Origin of the sequence: Allobosea sp. CRIB-10 (assembly GCF_900112185.1) — a bacterium.
Taxonomy (GTDB): Bacteria; Pseudomonadota; Alphaproteobacteria; order Rhizobiales; family Beijerinckiaceae; genus Allobosea.
Genome location: NZ_FOKP01000009.1, coordinates 1 through 15,985, shown reverse-complemented (window position 1 = coordinate 15,985; position 15,985 = coordinate 1). Strand labels below are relative to the sequence as shown.

General features: G+C 67.8%; 15 protein-coding genes. 5 read left to right on the top strand and 10 right to left on the bottom strand.

Annotation, left to right across the window (positions count from 1 at the left end):
- Positions 1-12: 12 nt before the first annotated feature.
- The 7 genes from BMZ69_RS13255 to BMZ69_RS13225 form a co-directional block, all read right to left on the bottom strand.
- Positions 13-1,182 (bottom strand): mandelate racemase/muconate lactonizing enzyme family protein, encoded by a 1,170-nt coding sequence (locus tag BMZ69_RS13255; protein WP_092157194.1) that lies wholly within the window; start codon positions 1,180-1,182, stop codon positions 13-15.
- A complete protein-coding gene (locus tag BMZ69_RS13250) occupies positions 1,182-2,096 on the bottom strand; it encodes a dihydrodipicolinate synthase family protein (protein WP_092157539.1) in 915 nt (304 codons plus the stop codon). Before BMZ69_RS13250 ends, BMZ69_RS13255 begins: the two co-directional genes overlap by 1 nt.
- A 159-nt stretch (positions 2,097-2,255) precedes the next feature.
- Positions 2,256-2,732 carry a copper chaperone PCu(A)C gene (locus tag BMZ69_RS13245; RefSeq protein ID WP_092157188.1) on the bottom strand — a complete coding sequence of 159 codons (477 nt, stop codon included), beginning with the start codon at positions 2,730-2,732 and terminating at the stop codon, positions 2,256-2,258.
- A gap of 35 nt (positions 2,733-2,767) precedes the next feature.
- On the bottom strand, positions 2,768-4,357 hold the full coding sequence (locus BMZ69_RS13240; protein WP_092157187.1) for a copper resistance CopC/CopD family protein: 1,590 nt from the start codon (positions 4,355-4,357) through the stop codon (positions 2,768-2,770).
- A gap of 40 nt (positions 4,358-4,397) precedes the next feature.
- Complete coding sequence (locus BMZ69_RS13235) at positions 4,398-4,916, bottom strand: YcnI family copper-binding membrane protein (protein WP_092157185.1); 519 nt, start codon at positions 4,914-4,916, stop codon at positions 4,398-4,400.
- Positions 4,917-5,097: 181 nt separating this feature from the next.
- Complete coding sequence (locus BMZ69_RS13230) at positions 5,098-5,466, bottom strand: hypothetical protein (protein ID WP_092157182.1); 369 nt, start codon at positions 5,464-5,466, stop codon at positions 5,098-5,100.
- Positions 5,467-5,554: 88 nt separating this feature from the next.
- Complete coding sequence (locus tag BMZ69_RS13225) at positions 5,555-5,974, bottom strand: MerR family transcriptional regulator (protein ID WP_092157537.1); 420 nt, start codon at positions 5,972-5,974, stop codon at positions 5,555-5,557.
- Positions 5,975-6,090: 116 nt separating this feature from the next.
- On the opposite strand from BMZ69_RS13225, the gene BMZ69_RS13220 reads away from it, so the two are divergent.
- From BMZ69_RS13220 to BMZ69_RS13200, 5 genes are all read left to right on the top strand, one after another.
- Positions 6,091-8,391 carry a heavy metal translocating P-type ATPase gene (locus BMZ69_RS13220; RefSeq protein WP_092157172.1) on the top strand — a complete coding sequence of 767 codons (2,301 nt, stop codon included), beginning with the start codon at positions 6,091-6,093 and terminating at the stop codon, positions 8,389-8,391.
- Positions 8,392-8,454: 63 nt separating this feature from the next.
- A complete protein-coding gene (lspA, locus tag BMZ69_RS13215; protein WP_092157170.1) occupies positions 8,455-8,955 on the top strand; it encodes a signal peptidase II in 501 nt (166 codons plus the stop codon).
- A 40-nt stretch (positions 8,956-8,995) separates the two neighbouring features.
- Positions 8,996-9,298: a hypothetical protein gene (locus BMZ69_RS13210; RefSeq protein WP_092157167.1), complete on the top strand. Its 303-nt coding sequence runs from the start codon at positions 8,996-8,998 to the stop codon at positions 9,296-9,298.
- A 126-nt stretch (positions 9,299-9,424) separates the two neighbouring features.
- On the top strand, positions 9,425-10,483 hold the full coding sequence (locus BMZ69_RS13205) for a L,D-transpeptidase family protein (RefSeq protein ID WP_092157161.1): 1,059 nt from the start codon (positions 9,425-9,427) through the stop codon (positions 10,481-10,483).
- Between the two features lie 32 nt (positions 10,484-10,515).
- The gene (locus BMZ69_RS13200) at positions 10,516-11,139 is read left to right on the top strand and encodes an SCO family protein (protein WP_092157159.1); all 624 of its coding nucleotides are present in this window, start codon (positions 10,516-10,518) and stop codon (positions 11,137-11,139) included.
- 235 nt (positions 11,140-11,374) lie between these two features.
- On the opposite strand, the gene BMZ69_RS13195 is transcribed toward BMZ69_RS13200, so the two are convergent.
- The 3 genes from BMZ69_RS13195 to BMZ69_RS13185 all read right to left on the bottom strand — a co-directional run bounded on the left by BMZ69_RS13195 (position 11,375) and on the right by BMZ69_RS13185 (position 15,652).
- Entirely contained in the window at positions 11,375-12,757 is a 1,383-nt protein-coding gene (locus tag BMZ69_RS13195; protein WP_092157157.1) for an aldehyde dehydrogenase family protein, read from the bottom strand.
- Between the two features lie 186 nt (positions 12,758-12,943).
- Complete coding sequence (locus BMZ69_RS13190) at positions 12,944-14,599, bottom strand: acetolactate synthase large subunit (RefSeq protein ID WP_092157156.1); 1,656 nt, start codon at positions 14,597-14,599, stop codon at positions 12,944-12,946.
- An 84-nt stretch (positions 14,600-14,683) separates the two neighbouring features.
- Positions 14,684-15,652, bottom strand: a complete 969-nt coding sequence (locus BMZ69_RS13185) for a hypothetical protein (protein WP_092157154.1) — start codon at positions 15,650-15,652, stop codon at positions 14,684-14,686.
- Positions 15,653-15,985: the final 333 nt, after the last annotated feature.

Below are 15,985 nucleotides of genomic sequence, written 5' to 3'. Positions count from 1 at the left end.
TTTTTCTAGTCGCTAGAGCCGCTTCAGCAGCTTGAGCGCTTCCTTCGATGGCTCGACCCCGAGGCCTGGACCGCTCGGCAAACGATAGAAGCCGCCGCTGCAGTCCATGTCGCCCAAGAGCAATCGCCGGTTCGGCTCGAAGATCGAGTGCTGGAATTCATGGCACTCGACCGCCGACAGCGCCGAGGATGCATGCAGGCTCGCCGCGAGGAACAGGCCGATGCCAATCGTGGCATGCGGGATGACCCTGAGGTGGTGCGCCTGCGCATAGAGGCCGATGCGCATGAACTCGGTCACGCCCTTATGGCCCATCTCCGGCTGCACGATGGCGCAGGCCCGCCGAGCGGCGCGCGGCACGAGATCGTAGACGGTGCGCCATTCCTCGCCGGCCGCGACCGGCGTCGAGACCTTGGACGCCACATGGGCGAGACCGTCGAGATCCTCCGGCTTCACCGGCGCCTCGGCGAACCAGAGCCCATGCGGCTCCATCGCCCGGATCGCCGCGACGGCCTCTTCGCTGGTATGGACCCAGTGCATGTCGCAGGCGATGCGGGCTTGCGGGCCCAGCCGCTCGCGCAGCGTCGCGATCTCCGCGACATTGCCGTCATCGGCGACCGGCGCGGCGAACTTGAAGCTGCCGAAACCCTTGTCCTGCCATTCCGCCGCGAACTCGGCTCGCTCGGCCCGCGTCGGCTTGGGCAGGCCGGAGATGTACGCCGGCAAACGCTCATGTTTCTGCCCGCCGAGCAGCTTGACCAGCGGCAGGCTGGAAAGCTTGCCGCAGAGGTCCCAGAGCGCGATGTCGATCGCGGCGAGCGCGTCGAGATAGAAGCCGCCGGTATAGCCGCGCACCCGCATCAGGTCGTAGAGATCATCATGGATGACGCTGACGTCGCGCGGGTCGCGCCCGACGACGAAGGGGCCGAGCAGGTCGTCGATGATCGCCATCGTCGCGCCGGGGGCGACGATGCCATAGGTCTCGCCCCAGCCAACCGCGCCGCTTGCCGTCTCGATCCGCACGATCACGGTGCGGTCGACGGTCGGATAGACCGTGCGGTTGCCCTTGCGGACGATATAGCCGTGATCGTTGATGCGCTCGCCCTCGCGCAAGGCGCCGAGATAGGGCGTCTCGCGCGGAATGGTGATCGAGAAGACCTCGACGCGGGCGACGCGCTCGGCCATCAGACGCCTCCGGCGAGCGTCGGCTCGCGCGCATCGACTGTCATGAGGTCGGCGCAGGCATCCAGCCAGGCGTCGATCTCGGCGACATCGAGCGCATCCATCGGCGGCACCTTCGCCCGCACGACCTGGTTGGTCAGCACGCCGCGCCGCGTCAGCACATGCTTGGTGAAGGCCATGCGGAAATTGAACTGGATCACCAGCAGCGGCAGCGTCCGCATATAGAGATCGCGCGCGCGAGCGATGTCGCCGCTGCGATAGGCCCGGTCGATCGCGACATGGATGTCGGCGAACTCGACTGCCGGCATCGCGCCGCAAGCACCGCGATTGTATTCGTCGATCAGATAGCGCGCCCCGCCGCCGCCGATCACGCCTTTCAGATGCTCCGGCTTGCCGGCGGCGATCGCCGATATGGCGAGGCCAGACGGCAGCGTCTCCTCCTTGACATAGCTGATCGCCGGATTGGCGCCGACGATTTGCAGGATCGCCTCGTGCTTGAGGTCGGAGCCGCGCGGCGCCGGCGCGTTCTGCAGCACGATCTCGATGCCGGGCACGGCCGCGGCGATCTCGCCATAGAAGGCCGAGACCGCTTCCGCCGTCGCGCCGACGCTCTTGGGCGCCTGGATCATGACGTGGCGAATGCCGTTGGCCAGGGTCTCGCGGCAATGCGCGATCGCTTCGAGCGCGGTCGGGGCGCTCGCGCCGGCGACGATCGGGACGCGACCGCCGACTTTGCTGGCCACGACCTTCAGCAGCGTCGCCCGCTCGGCCGCGGTGAGTTCGTCGACCTCGCTGGCGAAGCCCGGGAACACCACGCCGTCGACGCCGCAGGCGAGGGCGAAGTCGACGATCCCCGCCATCGCCTCGGGATCGACAGCGCCCGCCTCGGTGAACGGCGTCGGCAACACCGGGAGCATGCCCTGCAGCACTGCGTTCCTCCAATCGATCCATATTATGGATCATTTGTTTTCTCATATGGACCGTACTTCTCATGCCTGAAACCGTCAAGCGGGCATGAAAAAGGCCGCCGGGTTTGCGCCCGGCGGCCTCGATAATTTCGCAGCTTCTGGCGGCGATCAGTGCTTGTGGGCTTCGGCCGGAGCGCGGGCGCCGACCGACTGCACGGAGAATTCGACCGGAACCGCTCCGGCCTTCTCGAAGGTCAGCGTGCCCTTGACCTTCTCGCCCTCCTTGAGCTGGCGCTTCAGATCCATGAACATGATGTGGTAGCCGCCGGGCTTCAGCTCGAGCTTGGCGCCGGGCTTGAGATCGAGGCCATCGGGCAGTCCGCGCATGGTCATCACGCCGTTGTTCATCGCCATTTCGTGGATCTCGACCTTGCCGGCGATCTCGCTGCTGCCGCCGATCAGGCGGTCGGGCGCAGCTCCGGTGTTGGTGACCGCGACATAGCCGCCGGCGACCTTGGCGCCGGCCGGCGTCGCGCGCGTCCAGGGCTGCTCGATCTTGAGCGGGCCGGCCGTGTAGTTCTGGGCGACGGCGGCGCCGCCGAGCGCCAGGGCGGCGACGGCGGTGTAAGCGAGGCGAGAGACCATCGGAAACTCCTTCGGTTGTGAAAGTTGGATCGGGTTCAGGGGCGGATGTCGAGCGTGTCCTTGAGACGGGTCATTTCGAAATCCGAGACCAGGATCTCGAGCTCGATGGTCCAGCGGCCTGCGACGGGAAGCGTCAGATTGCCAACCTGCCAGCTACCGTCCGCCTGCTTCGCAGCCTGCCGCTCGATCGGCTCGATGCCGGCTTCCGGCCGTGACAGGGCAAGCCGCAATTCCTTCGCCGCGAGCGAGCCGAACTGGCCGTCGAGCAGCGAGACGGTGATGGTCACAGGGCCGGTGCGGCCCGGCGTCACGCTGATGTCGGCCATCGCCTTGTCGGTGTGGATATGGACGGTGGCCGGCTGCGCTGCCGCGGCGGCGAGGGCGCGGGGCGGCGGCGTGAAGCGCCAGAGCGCGACGACAGCGAGGATGGCGACGATGATCGCGATCTCAGCCGCGATGATCCGGGTCAGCAGCGGTCGGGCGCTCGCGCGTCCAGACGCCGCCGCAGGCGTCAGCCGGTAGCGATTGAAGGCGCCGAGCCCGATCAGCATTGCGACGAGCACGAGCTTGCCGGTGAGCACGAGGCCGTAGGGTGTGGTGAGCAGGGCTTGCGGATGCTCGACCTGGACGATGGCGAGCGCTAGGCCGCTGAGCACGATGGCGAGCAGCAGCGCTGGAATCCGCCGCGAGAAGCGTCGCAGCGCCTGCACTCCCTCAGGCTGGCGCAGGCCGAAGGCGAGGGGCAGCAGTGCGCCCGCCCAGCCGGCCATGCCGACCGCGTGCAGGAACACGGCGGGGCGGGTCAGCATCTGCGGTTCGGCCGCACTGGCATGACCGCTCGCCGCGAGAGCCGTGCCGGCGCCAAGCCAGCCGAGGATTGCGACCAGGCGTCCGCTCTGATCGGGCATGCGGAGCGCGATCAGCGCGACGAGCAAAGCGAGACCGACCACCAGCGCAGTGCGGCCGAAGCTGCTCGCAGCCGCCGCCTGCCAGGCTGCAGGCTCCAACGCGCCGGACAGCGGCAGTGCCAGCGCATCGAGCCCCTGCGCCGCGAAGGCGACCGGCAGCGACAGCAGCCCGAGCACAAGGAAGCCCGCGATCGGCCGGCGCGCGGTTGCGGGAATGGGGGCGATCCACACCATGAAGGCGACACCGCCGATGCCCAAGGCGAGACCGAGATAAAGTCCGAGCTTGCCGAGCCAGAGCGCGATGCGGACCGCCGGCTCGGTCTGGTTGGCGGTGATGGCAGGCGCAGCACTCGGCGCCCCGACCGAGAACAGCACCGAGCCGCCGACCGGATGGCCGTCCTCGGAGACGACGCGCCAGCTCAGTATATGCGTGCCATGGGCAAGGTCGGCCGGTGCGATGATCGTGAGCGTCCGGTCCGCGAGCGCAAAGCGCGTCAGCGCGCGGCTCGTCCCGTCCGGGCCGATCAGGTTTAGCACCAGCGGCGCGACGGGTTCGCTGAAGCTCAGGCTGAATTCGCCGGGTGCGCTGGCGACGACCGCGCCGTCGGCCGGAACGGTCTTCGTCAGGGCGGCATGCGCCAGTGCCTGCCCCGCCGTCGCGAGCGAGGCGAGGGCGAGGCCGAGCAGGACGAGGATAAGGCGAAGCTGCCGGGTCATGCGGTCGGGCAACCGGGCTCGGAAGCCCGGCCGCGCTGCCTCACTTCTTCGGCGTCAGCTTCAGGCCGGGGGCCGGGAACTTGTAGTCGTCCGCCGCCTTGCCGGCCGCCGGGATCTCGATCCAGCGCTCGGTCGCGCCGCCCTCGCATTCCTGCACGACCGGCACGTAAAGCGTGGTCTCGGGCTTGAGATCGGCGGTCAGATAGGCGCGCAGGACGAACTCGTCATAGTGCTCGTCGAGCAGCTTGCCGCCGCTCCAGCTGACTTCGGTGACGCCTTCGGCCGTCGGCGTGCCGTAGTAGTCATAGGACTTCTCGTACTTGCCCTTGGTCGTCTCCAGCGCCCAGCCGGGCTTGGGCATCGGCTTGACCGCGATTACGCCCTCGGGGATGCGGACGCGGACATTGGTCGTGGCCGCGCCCTTGCAACCATGCGGCACGCGCAGCACGGCCTTGTAAGTCGAGCCGACCGGGGCCTGCTGGGTCTCCAGCGTGACATGAGCGAAGGCCGGGCCGGCAGCGAAAGCCGCGACGAGGGCGGCGAGCGAAAGCGATTTCATCGTCGAGAGTCCTAACGAAAGGGCGCCAGCACGGCCGGCGCAGCCGCTCGTGGCGGCCGGGGTTCGGGAAGCGCGCGCGATCCGGCAACGGGCCGTCGCGAATGAATGGAGTTGGGAGGGGCCGCTGGCGGCCGTCAGCAAGGGGCAGGCGACGCGAGCAGAGCGCGCAGGCCTATCCTGTTCAGACTCTGGCGGGCGGCGCGCGCGGATTCGCTGGAGATCGCCCGGCGGCGAAACCGGCCGGCAGGTCGAGCCGGCGCTGGAAGGCGACGAGATCGACGGCGCGATGGATGACCGGCAGAGAATTGCTCGGGGCGGCTGGAGCGCCGGTGCCGGAGAAAGCGCAGCCGAGCATGCAGCAGCTCATCAGCTCATGCGCGGCCGCCTCACCGTGCCCGGTCGGTCCTGCCGTCTCACCGGGCGCGCAGAGCGTCATCGCCAGCGAGCGGTCGAGGCTGAAGCTCGCCGCATTGGCGCCGGAGGCGAGGCCCGCGAAGATCGCCTGGAGCACGACGAGATAGGCCGCGGCCAGCGCGACCCAGCGTCTCATCCCTGCTCTGCGACGCCCTGCGGACAAAACCGATCCTCCTGCCGCTTCGATAGCATGGCTGCCGGCAGGGTCAATTTCCGTCAATGTCTCAGTGGCCGTGATGCTCGCAATGGCTATGGTCGGCCAGCGCCTCGATCACGGCGCAGTCGCTGGCGGCGACGCCGCCCGAGCAAACCGTTGCGATCCGGGCGAGTTCCGCCTCCAGCGAACGCAAACGTGCGATCTTGTCGCGCACTTCCTCGAGATGCTCGGCGGCGATCGCATGGGCTTCGTCGCAGGCCATGCCGGGTGTGTCCGAAAGCCGCAGCAGGGTGCGGATGCTCTCGACCGCGAAGCCGAGATCGCGCCCATGCTTGATGAAGGCGAGCCGCTCGACATGGGCGCGGCCATAGCGGCGCTGGTTGCCCTCGGAGCGCTCCGGCTCCGGCAGCAAGCCGACCTGCTCGTAATAGCGGATGGTCTCGACCTTGACCCCGGTCCGCTCGGCCAGCGTCCCGATCGGCACCACGCGCTCAAGGGACTTTGCGAGAGCTTTTGCCGGCCGCATGATTTTTCCTCTTGAAGCTGTAGTGGCTAGAGGTTGTAGGTAGGTGGTCCCGCAACGCTGTCAAGCGGAGACGACGCATGGCCACTGCCGCAAAAACCGAAACGGAAACGCTGTCCTGGAAGGTCGGCGGCATGGATTGCGCCAGTTGCGCCGCGAAGATTCGCGGTGCGGTCGAACGGCTGCCCGGTGTCTCCGATGTCCGTCTTTCGGTGATGTCGGAAACGCTGACGCTCGCCCTCGACGAGAGCCGAACGCGGCGCGACGCCGTCGAAAAGCGCGTCGTCAGTCTGGGCTATACGGCGACGCCGGCGAGCGCGCCGCGCGTGGCAACGCCGGAGCCGGCTTCGAGCTGCGGTTGCGGTCATGACCACGGCTCGGAAGAGAAGGCGCATGATCATGCGCGCGACCACGCTCACGACCACGACCGTGCCCATGGCAAGACCGGCAAGTCCGCCGACCATGGCCACGGCCTGCCCGGCCATGTCCATGAGCCGACGCCGGAAGGCGTCTCCTGGTACCAGACCGGCAAGGGCCGGCTCGTCCTCCTGACCGGGGCGCTGCTCGCCGGCGCCTGGCTTGCCAAGCTCGCCGTCTCGGATGCGGCCGCCTATTGGGCTTTCGTCGTCGCCTGCGTGATCGGCGTGGTGCCGGTGGCCCGCCGCGCTTTCGCAGCGGCCAGGGTCGGCGAGCCCTTCACCATCGAGATGCTGATGACGATCGCCGCGACCGGCGCGCTCGTCATCGGCGCGGCCGAGGAGGCGGCGCTGGTCGTCTTTCTCTTCGCCGTGGGCGAGGTGCTGGAAGGCGTCGCCGCCGACCGAGCCCGCGCCTCGATCCGCGCTCTCGGCGATCTCGTGCCGAAGACGGCTCTGGTCGAGGAAAACGGCGAGACCCGCCTGGTCGATGCTGCCGCGCTGACGGTCGGCCAGATCGTGCTGGTGCGTCCGGGCGATCGCATCCCGGCTGACGGCGCCATCAGCGACGGCATCTCCGGCATCGACGAGAGCCCGGTCACCGGCGAATCCGTGCCGAAGACCAAGGGTGTTGGCGATCCCGTCTATGCCGGCTCGGTCAATCGCGAGGCGGCGCTGCGCGTGCGCGTCGAGAAGGCGGCGCAGGACAACACCATCGCCCGCATCATCCGCCTGGTCGAGGAGGCGCAGGAAGCGCGCGCGCCGACCGAGCGCTTCATCGACCGCTTCTCGCGGATCTACATGCCGGCGATCGTCGGCCTCGCCATCCTGGTCGCACTGGTCCCGCCGCTCGCCTTTGGCGGCGAGTGGTCGGTCTGGATCTACCGGGCGCTGGCGCTGCTCTTGATAGGCTGCCCCTGCGCGCTGGTCATCTCGGTGCCGGCCTCGATCGCGGCGGCGCTCTCGACCGGCGCGCGCCAGGGCCTGCTGCTCAAGGGCGGCGTGGTGATCGAGGCGGCCGCGCGCACCGGCGTCGTCGCCTTCGACAAGACGGGAACGCTGACCGCGGGCGAGCCGCGCGTCACCGAAATCGTCGCGCTCGGTCGCGAGGAGCGCAAGGTCGTCGAGCTCGCCGCCGCCGTCGAGACCGGCTCCAGCCACCCGCTGGCGCTCGCCATCATCGCCCGCGCCAAGGCGGATGGCGTCCCGGTGCGTGCCGCCGCCAATGCGGCCGCGATCGCCGGCAAGGGCGTCACCGGCGAGCTCGACGGCATCGCCGTCTTCGTCGGCGCGCCACGTCATGCCCGGGATCGCGCCAGCTTCGATGCGGCGGCGCTGGAAGCGGTCGAGCGGCTCGAAACCGCCGGCAAGACGGTTGCTGCCGTCATCGCCGACGGTGAGCTCGCGGGCCTCATCGCCTTGTGCGACGAGCCGCGCGAGGATGCCGCTGCTGCCATCGCCGAGCTCAAGGCGCTCGGCGTCCGCTCGGTGATGCTGACCGGTGACAATGCCCGCACCGGCGCCGCCATCGCCGGCTCGCTCGGCCTGGAGCACAAGGCCGAATTGATGCCGGACGACAAGGTCACTGCGATCAAGGCGCTCTCGCGGGAGGCGCCGGTGATGATGGTCGGCGACGGCATCAACGACGCTCCCGCGCTGGCCGCCGCCACTATAGGCGTCGCGATGGGTTCGGGGACCGACGTCGCGCTGGAGACCGCCGATGGCGCCGTGCTGAAGAGCCGGGTGCGCGACATCGCCGCCATGATCCGGCTGGCCCGGGCGGCGATGGGCAATATCCGCGCCAATATCGCGATCGCGCTCGGCCTGAAGGCGGTGTTCCTGGTCACCAGCGTGCTCGGCTACACCGGCTTGTGGGTCGCGATCCTCGCCGATACCGGCGCGACCGTGCTGGTTACCGCGAACGCGCTGCGCCTGCTGCGCTTCGACGCCGGCAAGGCCGGCTGAGGAGCGCCGCATGTCCGGCATGGAGAGAGTGTTCTTCCGGCTCGGTGTCGCCAGAGAAGTCGCATGAGCTGGTCGCGCAGGCTAGCCTCTGTTGCCGCCGTCGCCCTCGCGGCCGCCGGGCTCGATCAGGCCAGCAAATGGCTGATGCTGGAGGTCGTGCTCAATCCGCCCCGGCTGATCGCGCTCACGCCCTTCCTCAACCTGCGCCTCGGCTTCAACACAGGCGTCAGCTTCGGCCTGTTCCGCGATACGCTCGAAGCCTGGCCGGGGCTGCTCGGGCTGTTCAAGTTCGCGGCCGGCTTCGGTCTTTTGGTCTGGGCGACGTTCGCCGGGCATCGCCTCGAACGTATCGGTCTTTCGCTGATGGCGGGCGGCGCCTTCGGCAACGCGATCGATCGCTGGCGCCAGGGCGCGGTCACCGACTTCCTCGACCTGCACTGGGGCGATTGGCACTGGCCGACCTTCAACGGCGCCGATATCGCACTGAGCTTCGGCGTAGTGCTGATGCTGCTGGCCGCGTTACCGGTGATGAACCGGAGAGACGGTCACGAGCAGCGCCTCTAGCCACCGCAATTTCGACACAGGCAGAACCGAAAGCCACACGATGGAATCGTTCATCGCCGCCTTGGTCTCGCTCCTGATCCTCGATCCGATCCAAGGCGCCATCACCCGCCAGCTCGGGGCCCTCGGCATTCCGCGCGACAGCGCCGAGAAGGTGGCGACTTGCGCTCGTGCCGCGGCGCCGACGATCGTGACGCGCATCGGCGAGAATCCGGGCTGGGGCATCGTCCAGATCGTCCGCTTCTGGACGGGGGCGGCGAGCCCGGATGTCGTGCTGGTCGAGATCGCGCCGCAATGCGCTGGCGCTGTCGAGACGGCCAAGCGCGCCATCGGCCGTTCGGCCTGACACATTGGGTCGGCACGCGCCGTTTACGGAAACGTCAATTGAACCTCGACCGGCCTGAGGTCGCAGGGTCGCGCGGTTTCCAGCCCATTCACGAGTCGTTAGCGCCAGACGCCGATAATTTTAGCCATGTCCGACCTCTCACTCTTCCGGCGTCTCCGGCGCTTCGCGCTGCTCGGCGTCGTCGCCCTTGCCCTGTCGTCCTGTGTCGGGATGGAGGGCGACAGCCGCGGCAACCAGCCATTGCCGGCCGCGCTCGTCTCGCAGATGTCGGCGAAGGGCATGAGCCAGGCCGACCCGATCGTCGTGCGCCTCTACAAGAAGGAGAGCGAGCTCGAGGTCTGGAAGCGCGACCGCTCCGGCCAATACGCTTTGCTCAAGACCTATCCGATGTGCCGCTGGTCGGGGCAGCTCGGCCCGAAGAAGCGCGAGGGCGATCGGCAGGCGCCGGAGGGCTTCTATACGGTGACGCCGGAGCTGATGAACCCGCGGTCGGCGTATTATCTGTCCTACAATCTCGGCTATCCGAACGCGCTGGAGAAGGCGCAAGGCTATACCGGCTCGGCCCTGATGATCCACGGCGCCTGCACCTCGGCCGGCTGCTACGCCATGACCGATGACGGTGTCACGGAACTCTATGGTCTCGCGCGCGAAGCCTTCGCCGGCGGCCAGCGCAGCTTCCAGGTCCAGGCCTTCCCCTTCCGGATGACGCCCGAGAACCTGGCGCGCCATCGCAGCAATCCGAACATCGCCTTCTGGCGCAATCTCAAGGAAGGTTCGGATCATTTCGAGGCGACGCGCCAACCGCCTCGGCTCGCGACCTGCGGCGGCCGCTACGTCTTCAATCCGGCAGGCGATGCCTCGGCCTTCGTCCCGGGCGCGCCGTGCCCGGCCTATGAGACCGATCCGGAGGTCGCGTCTCTGGTCTCCGCGCGCAGCGCCCGCGACGAGGCGCGCCTCGCCGAGCTCACCGGCAGCACGCCGGCGATGAGCTATGCGCTGATCGACGGCGGCATGCATCAGAGCTTCCGCAAGCTGCTGCGCAATATCGGGCCGGAACGGATGCAGCCCATGGTCGCCGGCAAGGTCGAGATCAGCGCGCCGCAGGCTGCACTGGCCGATCCCTATGGCGGTGGCGACGATGGGCCGCAGCAGGCATCGGTGACCGGGTCGATTTCGCCGCGTTGACGCCGGGCAAGCCGGCGGCCAGACAGAGCGCCATGCCGATCCTCAAGATCATCCGTTACGGCGCCTGGGCTGCTGTCATCCTTGTCGCCTTCGCCACCGGAGCGATCACGCTCGGCTGGTGGCGTGTCGACGGACCCGGCCGGCCGAGCTTGGGCGCGTCCGTATCGACCCCGCTGGCCGATGTCGGCGGTCCCTTCACCTCGACCGACCATACCGGCCGCAAGGTCTCGCAGGCCGACTATCTCGGCAAGCCGACGCTGGTCTTCTTCGGCTTCACCCATTGCCCGGAGGTCTGCCCGACCACGCTGTTCGAGCTCACCACCCTGCTCGGCAAGCTCGGCCCCGAGGCCGACAAGCTCAATGTGCTCTTCATCACCGTCGACCCCGAGCGCGACACGCCGGCGCAGCTTTCGCTCTATCTGCAATCCTTCGATCCGCGCATCGTCGGGCTCTCCGGCACGCAGGCCGAGGTCGACGCGGCGCTGAAGGCGTACAAGGCCTATGCCAGGCGCATCCCGACGCAGGACGGCTACACCATGGATCACACCGCCTCGGTCTATCTGATGGACGCGGAAGGGCGCTTCCGCAGCCTGATCGACTATCACGAGGAGCAGGACTCGGCGCTGGCGAAGGTCAAGTTGCTGCTGAAGCGCTGAAGGCCGTCATTCCGGGGCTTCGCGAAGGGAAGAGCCCGGAATCTATGACCACGACGCGCCTCCAGCGTCATTGCGAGGAGGCGAAGCCGACGAAGCGATCCAGGAGCGGCAGAGCACTACGATTGCTGGATTGCTGCGCTGCGCTCGCAATGACGGTGAACGTCGTGGTCATAGATTCCGGGCTCAGTCCTGGCGGCCTGCCCCGGAAAGACGGCGAGGTTCCAAGCAAAAGCCCTCACCGCCGGTTCATGAGGATCATCTTCTCCTGCGTCATGTCGCGCATGGTGTAGGGGATGCCGCCGATGCCGTAGCCGGATTGCTTGCGGCCGGCGAAGGGCATCCAGTCGGTCCGAAAGGCGGTGGGGTCGTTGACCATCACCGCGGAGGCGTCGAGCCGCTCGGCGACATGCAGGGCGACGTCGATGTCTTGCGCGAAGACGCTGCCCTGGAAGGCGACATCGAGCGAATTGGCCTGGGCGATGGCCTGGTCGAGCTTGCTGTAGCGATAGACGCAGACCAGCGGCCCGAACACCTCGAGCTGCGAGACCTTGGCGTCGGCGGCCGGGTCGAGCAGCACCGCCGGCTCCAACGTCGTCTCGGAGAGCCGCTTGCCGCCGGTCGCCAGCTTTGCCCCGCCCTTTACCGCTTCCTCGATCCAGCTCGCCACCCGGTCGACCTCCTTCGGCAGGATCAGCGGGCCGACCTCGGTCTCCTTCAGCACGGGATCGCCGGTGCGCAACTTGGCGACGCGCGCCACCAGCCGCTCGGTGAAGGCATCGGCGATCTCCTCATGCACGAAGATGCGCTGGGTCGACACGCAGACCTGGCCGGCATGGTAGAAGCCGCCCTTGACGACGGGCTCGATGATCCTGTCGAGATCGGCGCTGCGGTCGACGATCGCCGGCGCGGCCCCACCATGCTCCAGCGCCGAGCGCGCCCCATGCGCCAGCTTGGAGTGCAGGTACCAGCCGACCTTGGCCGAGCCGATGAAGCTGAGGAAGGCGATGCGCCGGTCGGTCACGAGCGCCTCTGCGAGCTCGTTCGTCTCCGGCATGAACATCTGGCACCAGGCTTCCGGCAGGCCGGCCTCGTGCACCAGCGCGACGAAGTCGCGGCAGCAGAGCGGCGTCGTGCTCGCCGGCTTGATGATCACCGGGCAGCCGACGGCGATCGCCGGCGCGACCTGGTGGACGATCAGGTTGAGCGGATGGTTGAAGGCCGAGATCGCCGCGACGATGCCGATCGGCTCCTTGGTGGTGAAGGCCCAGCGGTTCACGGCCGCCGGCGTCAGCCCCATCGGGACCTCGCGTCCACCGAAATTGCGGAGTTCGTCGGCGGCGTTATGGATGCCGTCGATGGCGCGCGTCGTCTCGATGATCGCATCGGTCAGCGGCTTGCCGCCTTCGCGCGCGATCTGGCGGGCGAAATGGTCGCGCTTGGCCGACAGCAGTTCGGCGAGCTTGCGCAGGATCGCGATCCGCTCATGGGGCTTGAGCCAGTGATCGCGATCACGGAAGACCTTCTCGGCTGCCTGCAGCTTGGCTTCGAGCGCCGCGGCATCGTCGGTGGCGATCTCCTCGATCGGGGCGCGATCATAGGCCTGGACCACTGTCAGCATCTCGGTTTCCTTCGGGCTTCCGGAGTCGTGCTGTTGCTGCTCTGCGCGCCGTCATTCCGGACAAGCTGCGAAGCAGCGTAGCTCCGGAATCCATCGTTCAGCGTAGGTCCCAATGATGGATTCCGGCGCTCCGCTTCGCTCCGGCCGGAATGACGACCAAATCTCAGCGGAACTGAGGGTGTTCGTTCAGGCCAGCTCGATATCCGGCGTCTTGTTGCGCAGTTCCTCGACAAGCACGCGGGTGTTCTCCGAATAGTCGATCGGCACCTCGACGAGATGCACGCCGCCGCCCTTGAAGGCCGCTTCCAATGTCGGGACCAGCTCGGCCGCCGAGCCGACGCGCGAACCCTTGGCGCCATAGGCTCTGGCATAGGCCACGAAATCGGGGTTGCCGAAGCTCATGCCGTAATCGGCGAAGCCGTCGACCGCCTGCTTCCAGCGGATCATACCATAGGCGCTGTCGTTGAGGACGACGACGACGAGGTTGAGGCGCAAGCGAACCGCGGTCTCCATCTCCTGGCTGTTCATCATGAAGCCGCCATCGCCGCAGACCGCCATGACCCGGCGCTGGGGATGCAGCATCGCCGCCATCATCGCCGAGGGCAGGCCGGCGCCCATCGTCGCCAGCGCATTGTCGAGCAGCAGCGTGTTGGCGACATGGGTGCGGTAATTGCGCGCGAACCAGATTTTATACATGCCGTTGTCGAGGCAGACCATGCCGTCCTCCGGCATCACGGCGCGGATGTCATGGACGATGCGCTGCGGCGTGATCGGGAAACGGTCTTCCTCGGAGCGGTCGTTGAGATGCGCTAGGATCTTCTGGCGCAATTCCAGCATGACCGGATCGGCTTCGAGCCGGCCGCCGAGCCGCTCGGCCAGTGCCGTGACGGTCGCGCCGATATCGCCGATCACCTCGGCATCGGGGTGGTAGACCTGCTCGACCGTCGCCGACTGGTAGCCGACATGGATCACCTTCGGCCCGCCGGCGCTCTTCATCAGGAAGGGCGGCTTCTCGACGGTGTCGTGGCCGATCGCGATGATCAGGTCGGCGCGGTCGACCGCTTGGTGGACATAATCACCCTCGGAAAGGGCGGCCGTGCCGACATAGAGGTTCGAGCCGCCGGTGACGGCGCCCTTGCCCATCTGGGTGTTGAAGAAGGGCAGCTTGATCCGCCGCACGAAATCGGAGAGCGGCTCGACCAGCCGCGGCCGGTTGCCGGCGGCGCCGATCATCACAAGCGGTCGCTTGGCCGCCACAATCATCTCGGCCGCGCGGGCGATCGCCCTCGGATCAGCCACCGGCTGCTCCAGCGGATGCACCGGGATCAGCGGCACGTCGGCGACCTCCTCACCGGCGATGTCTTCCGGCAGTTCGAGATGCACCGGGCCGGGCCGTTCCTCCATCGCGACGCGGAAGGCGTCGCGCACCACCGCCGGGATGCTGGCGGCGCTGACGATCTGCCGGGTCATCTTGGTCAGCGGCTTCATCGAGGCGACGACGTCGACGATCTGGAACCGCGCCTGCTTGGCGCTCATGATCGCCTTCTGCCCGGTGATCAGGATCATCGGCATGGCGCCGAGATGGGCATAGGCCGCGCCGGTCGAGAAGTTGAGCGCGCCGGGCCCGAGCGTCGCGATGCAGACGCCGGGCTTACCCGTCAGCCGGCCATGCGTCGCGGCCATGAAGGCCGCGGCCTGCTCATGCCGGGTCAGGACGAGCTCGATCTTCGAGGTCCGGAGCGACTCGACGACGTCGAGATTCTCCTCGCCTGGGACGCCAAAAATGCGGTCGACGCCCTCGTTCTCGAGGGCGGCCACCAGGAGATCGGAACCCTTCGTCATCGCCTTCTCCTGTCGGAAGCGCCTCTGTCCATGGGAAGGTAGGCCGCCTGCACGCGAAGGGAAAGCCGGCGCATGGCAGGGTTGCTAGCGCGGCAGGGAGATTCCTACGCCGCCAGCGCGCGCCTTCTCCAGGACGAGATGCGCCAGCGCGAGATCCGCCAGCGCGAAGCCGCGGAAGCAGAACAGTGAGCGCTTGGTCCCGGCGTCGGCGAGCGGCGCTTGCACGAGATCGGCGAGATCATGGCCGAAGCGGACGCTGGTGACCGGCTGGCCGTCGACATCATAGGGCGCCTGCGACTGGGCGAGGCTGTCGGTTGCCAGGATGTCGAAGGCGGGCAGGGCCTCTGGCAGCCAGCTGCGGCCGGTATCGACGGCGGCCGCAAAGGCCGCGCCCTTCATCCGCCTGGCGTCGAGGAACGGACACAAGCCCGGTGCTGCCGGCACCATCGAGATGACGAGGTCGGCTTGGGCGAGGAGCGTATCGGCATCGTCGACGATCTCGATGGCGAGGCCCCGCGCCGCGGCCATCTCCGCCAAGCGCTCGGCCGAACTGCGGCTGCGGCTCAGCATCAGCGCGTTGGCGAGATCAGGATAGAGATCATGGAAAGCGGCGAGGTGGGCATGAGCCTGCAGGCCGCAGCCGACGAAGCCGATCGTACGTGCATCCGGCGGCGCGAGCAGCGAGGCGGCGGCTGCCGACATTGCCGCGGTCCGCACCAGTGTGATCTCGTCGCCGTCGAGGATGGCGAGCGGTGCGCCGGTGGCATAGTCGCTGGCGCAGATCAGAGCGCTGACGCTTGGCACAGTGCTGCCCGGCTGTGACGGCGCGGAGGCGACCCATTTCACCGTGGCGATAGCCTGAGCCTCTGATGCTGCCGTCATCGCCTGAAAGGCGTGGCCGGGTCCGAGCGCGAGCGCGCTCTTCGGCAGGCTGCGGTTCAAGCCGGCGGCATGGTCGCAAAAGGCGCGAAGCACCGCCTCGCGCGCCTCAAGCGGGGACACGGCGCAGGCCCGCACATCCTTGTGCGAGAGATAGAGAAGGGGATTGCTCATCGCTCGGACCGCTTCGTGACGGGGGGATGATATAAGCTAGGCGGCCCATAGGATTTGGGTATGAGCACAGGATGGATGGCGGGCAAGGCCGGAACGAGCTTCCCGTGCCGAGCGGCTCCCTCAAGGAGCAGGCCGATCGCAGCTGTCATTCGATTTGGACCGGCCTGGCTGGCCCTATCCATTTGCCGGGTAAGCGCTAAGCCATTGAAAACACGCGATCTTCCAACCGAAATCCATTTTTGTCGAAAAACTTTCAAGAAGCGTGTTGACAGTCTGAGTGGGGTGCTCCTATAAAGCGGCCATCGAGACGGCGCCGCCGCTGGCGGGGCCGCT

Coding starts and splice junctions, on each gene's coding strand:
- BMZ69_RS13255 (WP_092157194.1), bottom strand. CDS start 1,182: ATGGCCGAGCGCGTCGCCCGCGTCGAGGTCTTCTCGATCACCATTCCG.
- BMZ69_RS13250 (WP_092157539.1), bottom strand. CDS start 2,096: ATGCTCCCGGTGTTGCCGACGCCGTTCACCGAGGCGGGCGCTGTCGAT.
- BMZ69_RS13245 (WP_092157188.1), bottom strand. CDS start 2,732: ATGGTCTCTCGCCTCGCTTACACCGCCGTCGCCGCCCTGGCGCTCGGC.
- BMZ69_RS13240 (WP_092157187.1), bottom strand. CDS start 4,357: ATGACCCGGCAGCTTCGCCTTATCCTCGTCCTGCTCGGCCTCGCCCTC.
- BMZ69_RS13235 (WP_092157185.1), bottom strand. CDS start 4,916: ATGAAATCGCTTTCGCTCGCCGCCCTCGTCGCGGCTTTCGCTGCCGGC.
- BMZ69_RS13230 (WP_092157182.1), bottom strand. CDS start 5,466: ATGAGACGCTGGGTCGCGCTGGCCGCGGCCTATCTCGTCGTGCTCCAG.
- BMZ69_RS13220 (WP_092157172.1), top strand. CDS start 6,091: ATGGCCACTGCCGCAAAAACCGAAACGGAAACGCTGTCCTGGAAGGTC.
- lspA (WP_092157170.1), top strand. CDS start 8,455: ATGAGCTGGTCGCGCAGGCTAGCCTCTGTTGCCGCCGTCGCCCTCGCG.
- BMZ69_RS13210 (WP_092157167.1), top strand. CDS start 8,996: ATGGAATCGTTCATCGCCGCCTTGGTCTCGCTCCTGATCCTCGATCCG.
- BMZ69_RS13205 (WP_092157161.1), top strand. CDS start 9,425: ATGTCCGACCTCTCACTCTTCCGGCGTCTCCGGCGCTTCGCGCTGCTC.
- BMZ69_RS13200 (WP_092157159.1), top strand. CDS start 10,516: ATGCCGATCCTCAAGATCATCCGTTACGGCGCCTGGGCTGCTGTCATC.
- BMZ69_RS13195 (WP_092157157.1), bottom strand. CDS start 12,757: ATGCTGACAGTGGTCCAGGCCTATGATCGCGCCCCGATCGAGGAGATC.
- BMZ69_RS13190 (WP_092157156.1), bottom strand. CDS start 14,599: ATGACGAAGGGTTCCGATCTCCTGGTGGCCGCCCTCGAGAACGAGGGC.
- BMZ69_RS13185 (WP_092157154.1), bottom strand. CDS start 15,652: ATGAGCAATCCCCTTCTCTATCTCTCGCACAAGGATGTGCGGGCCTGC.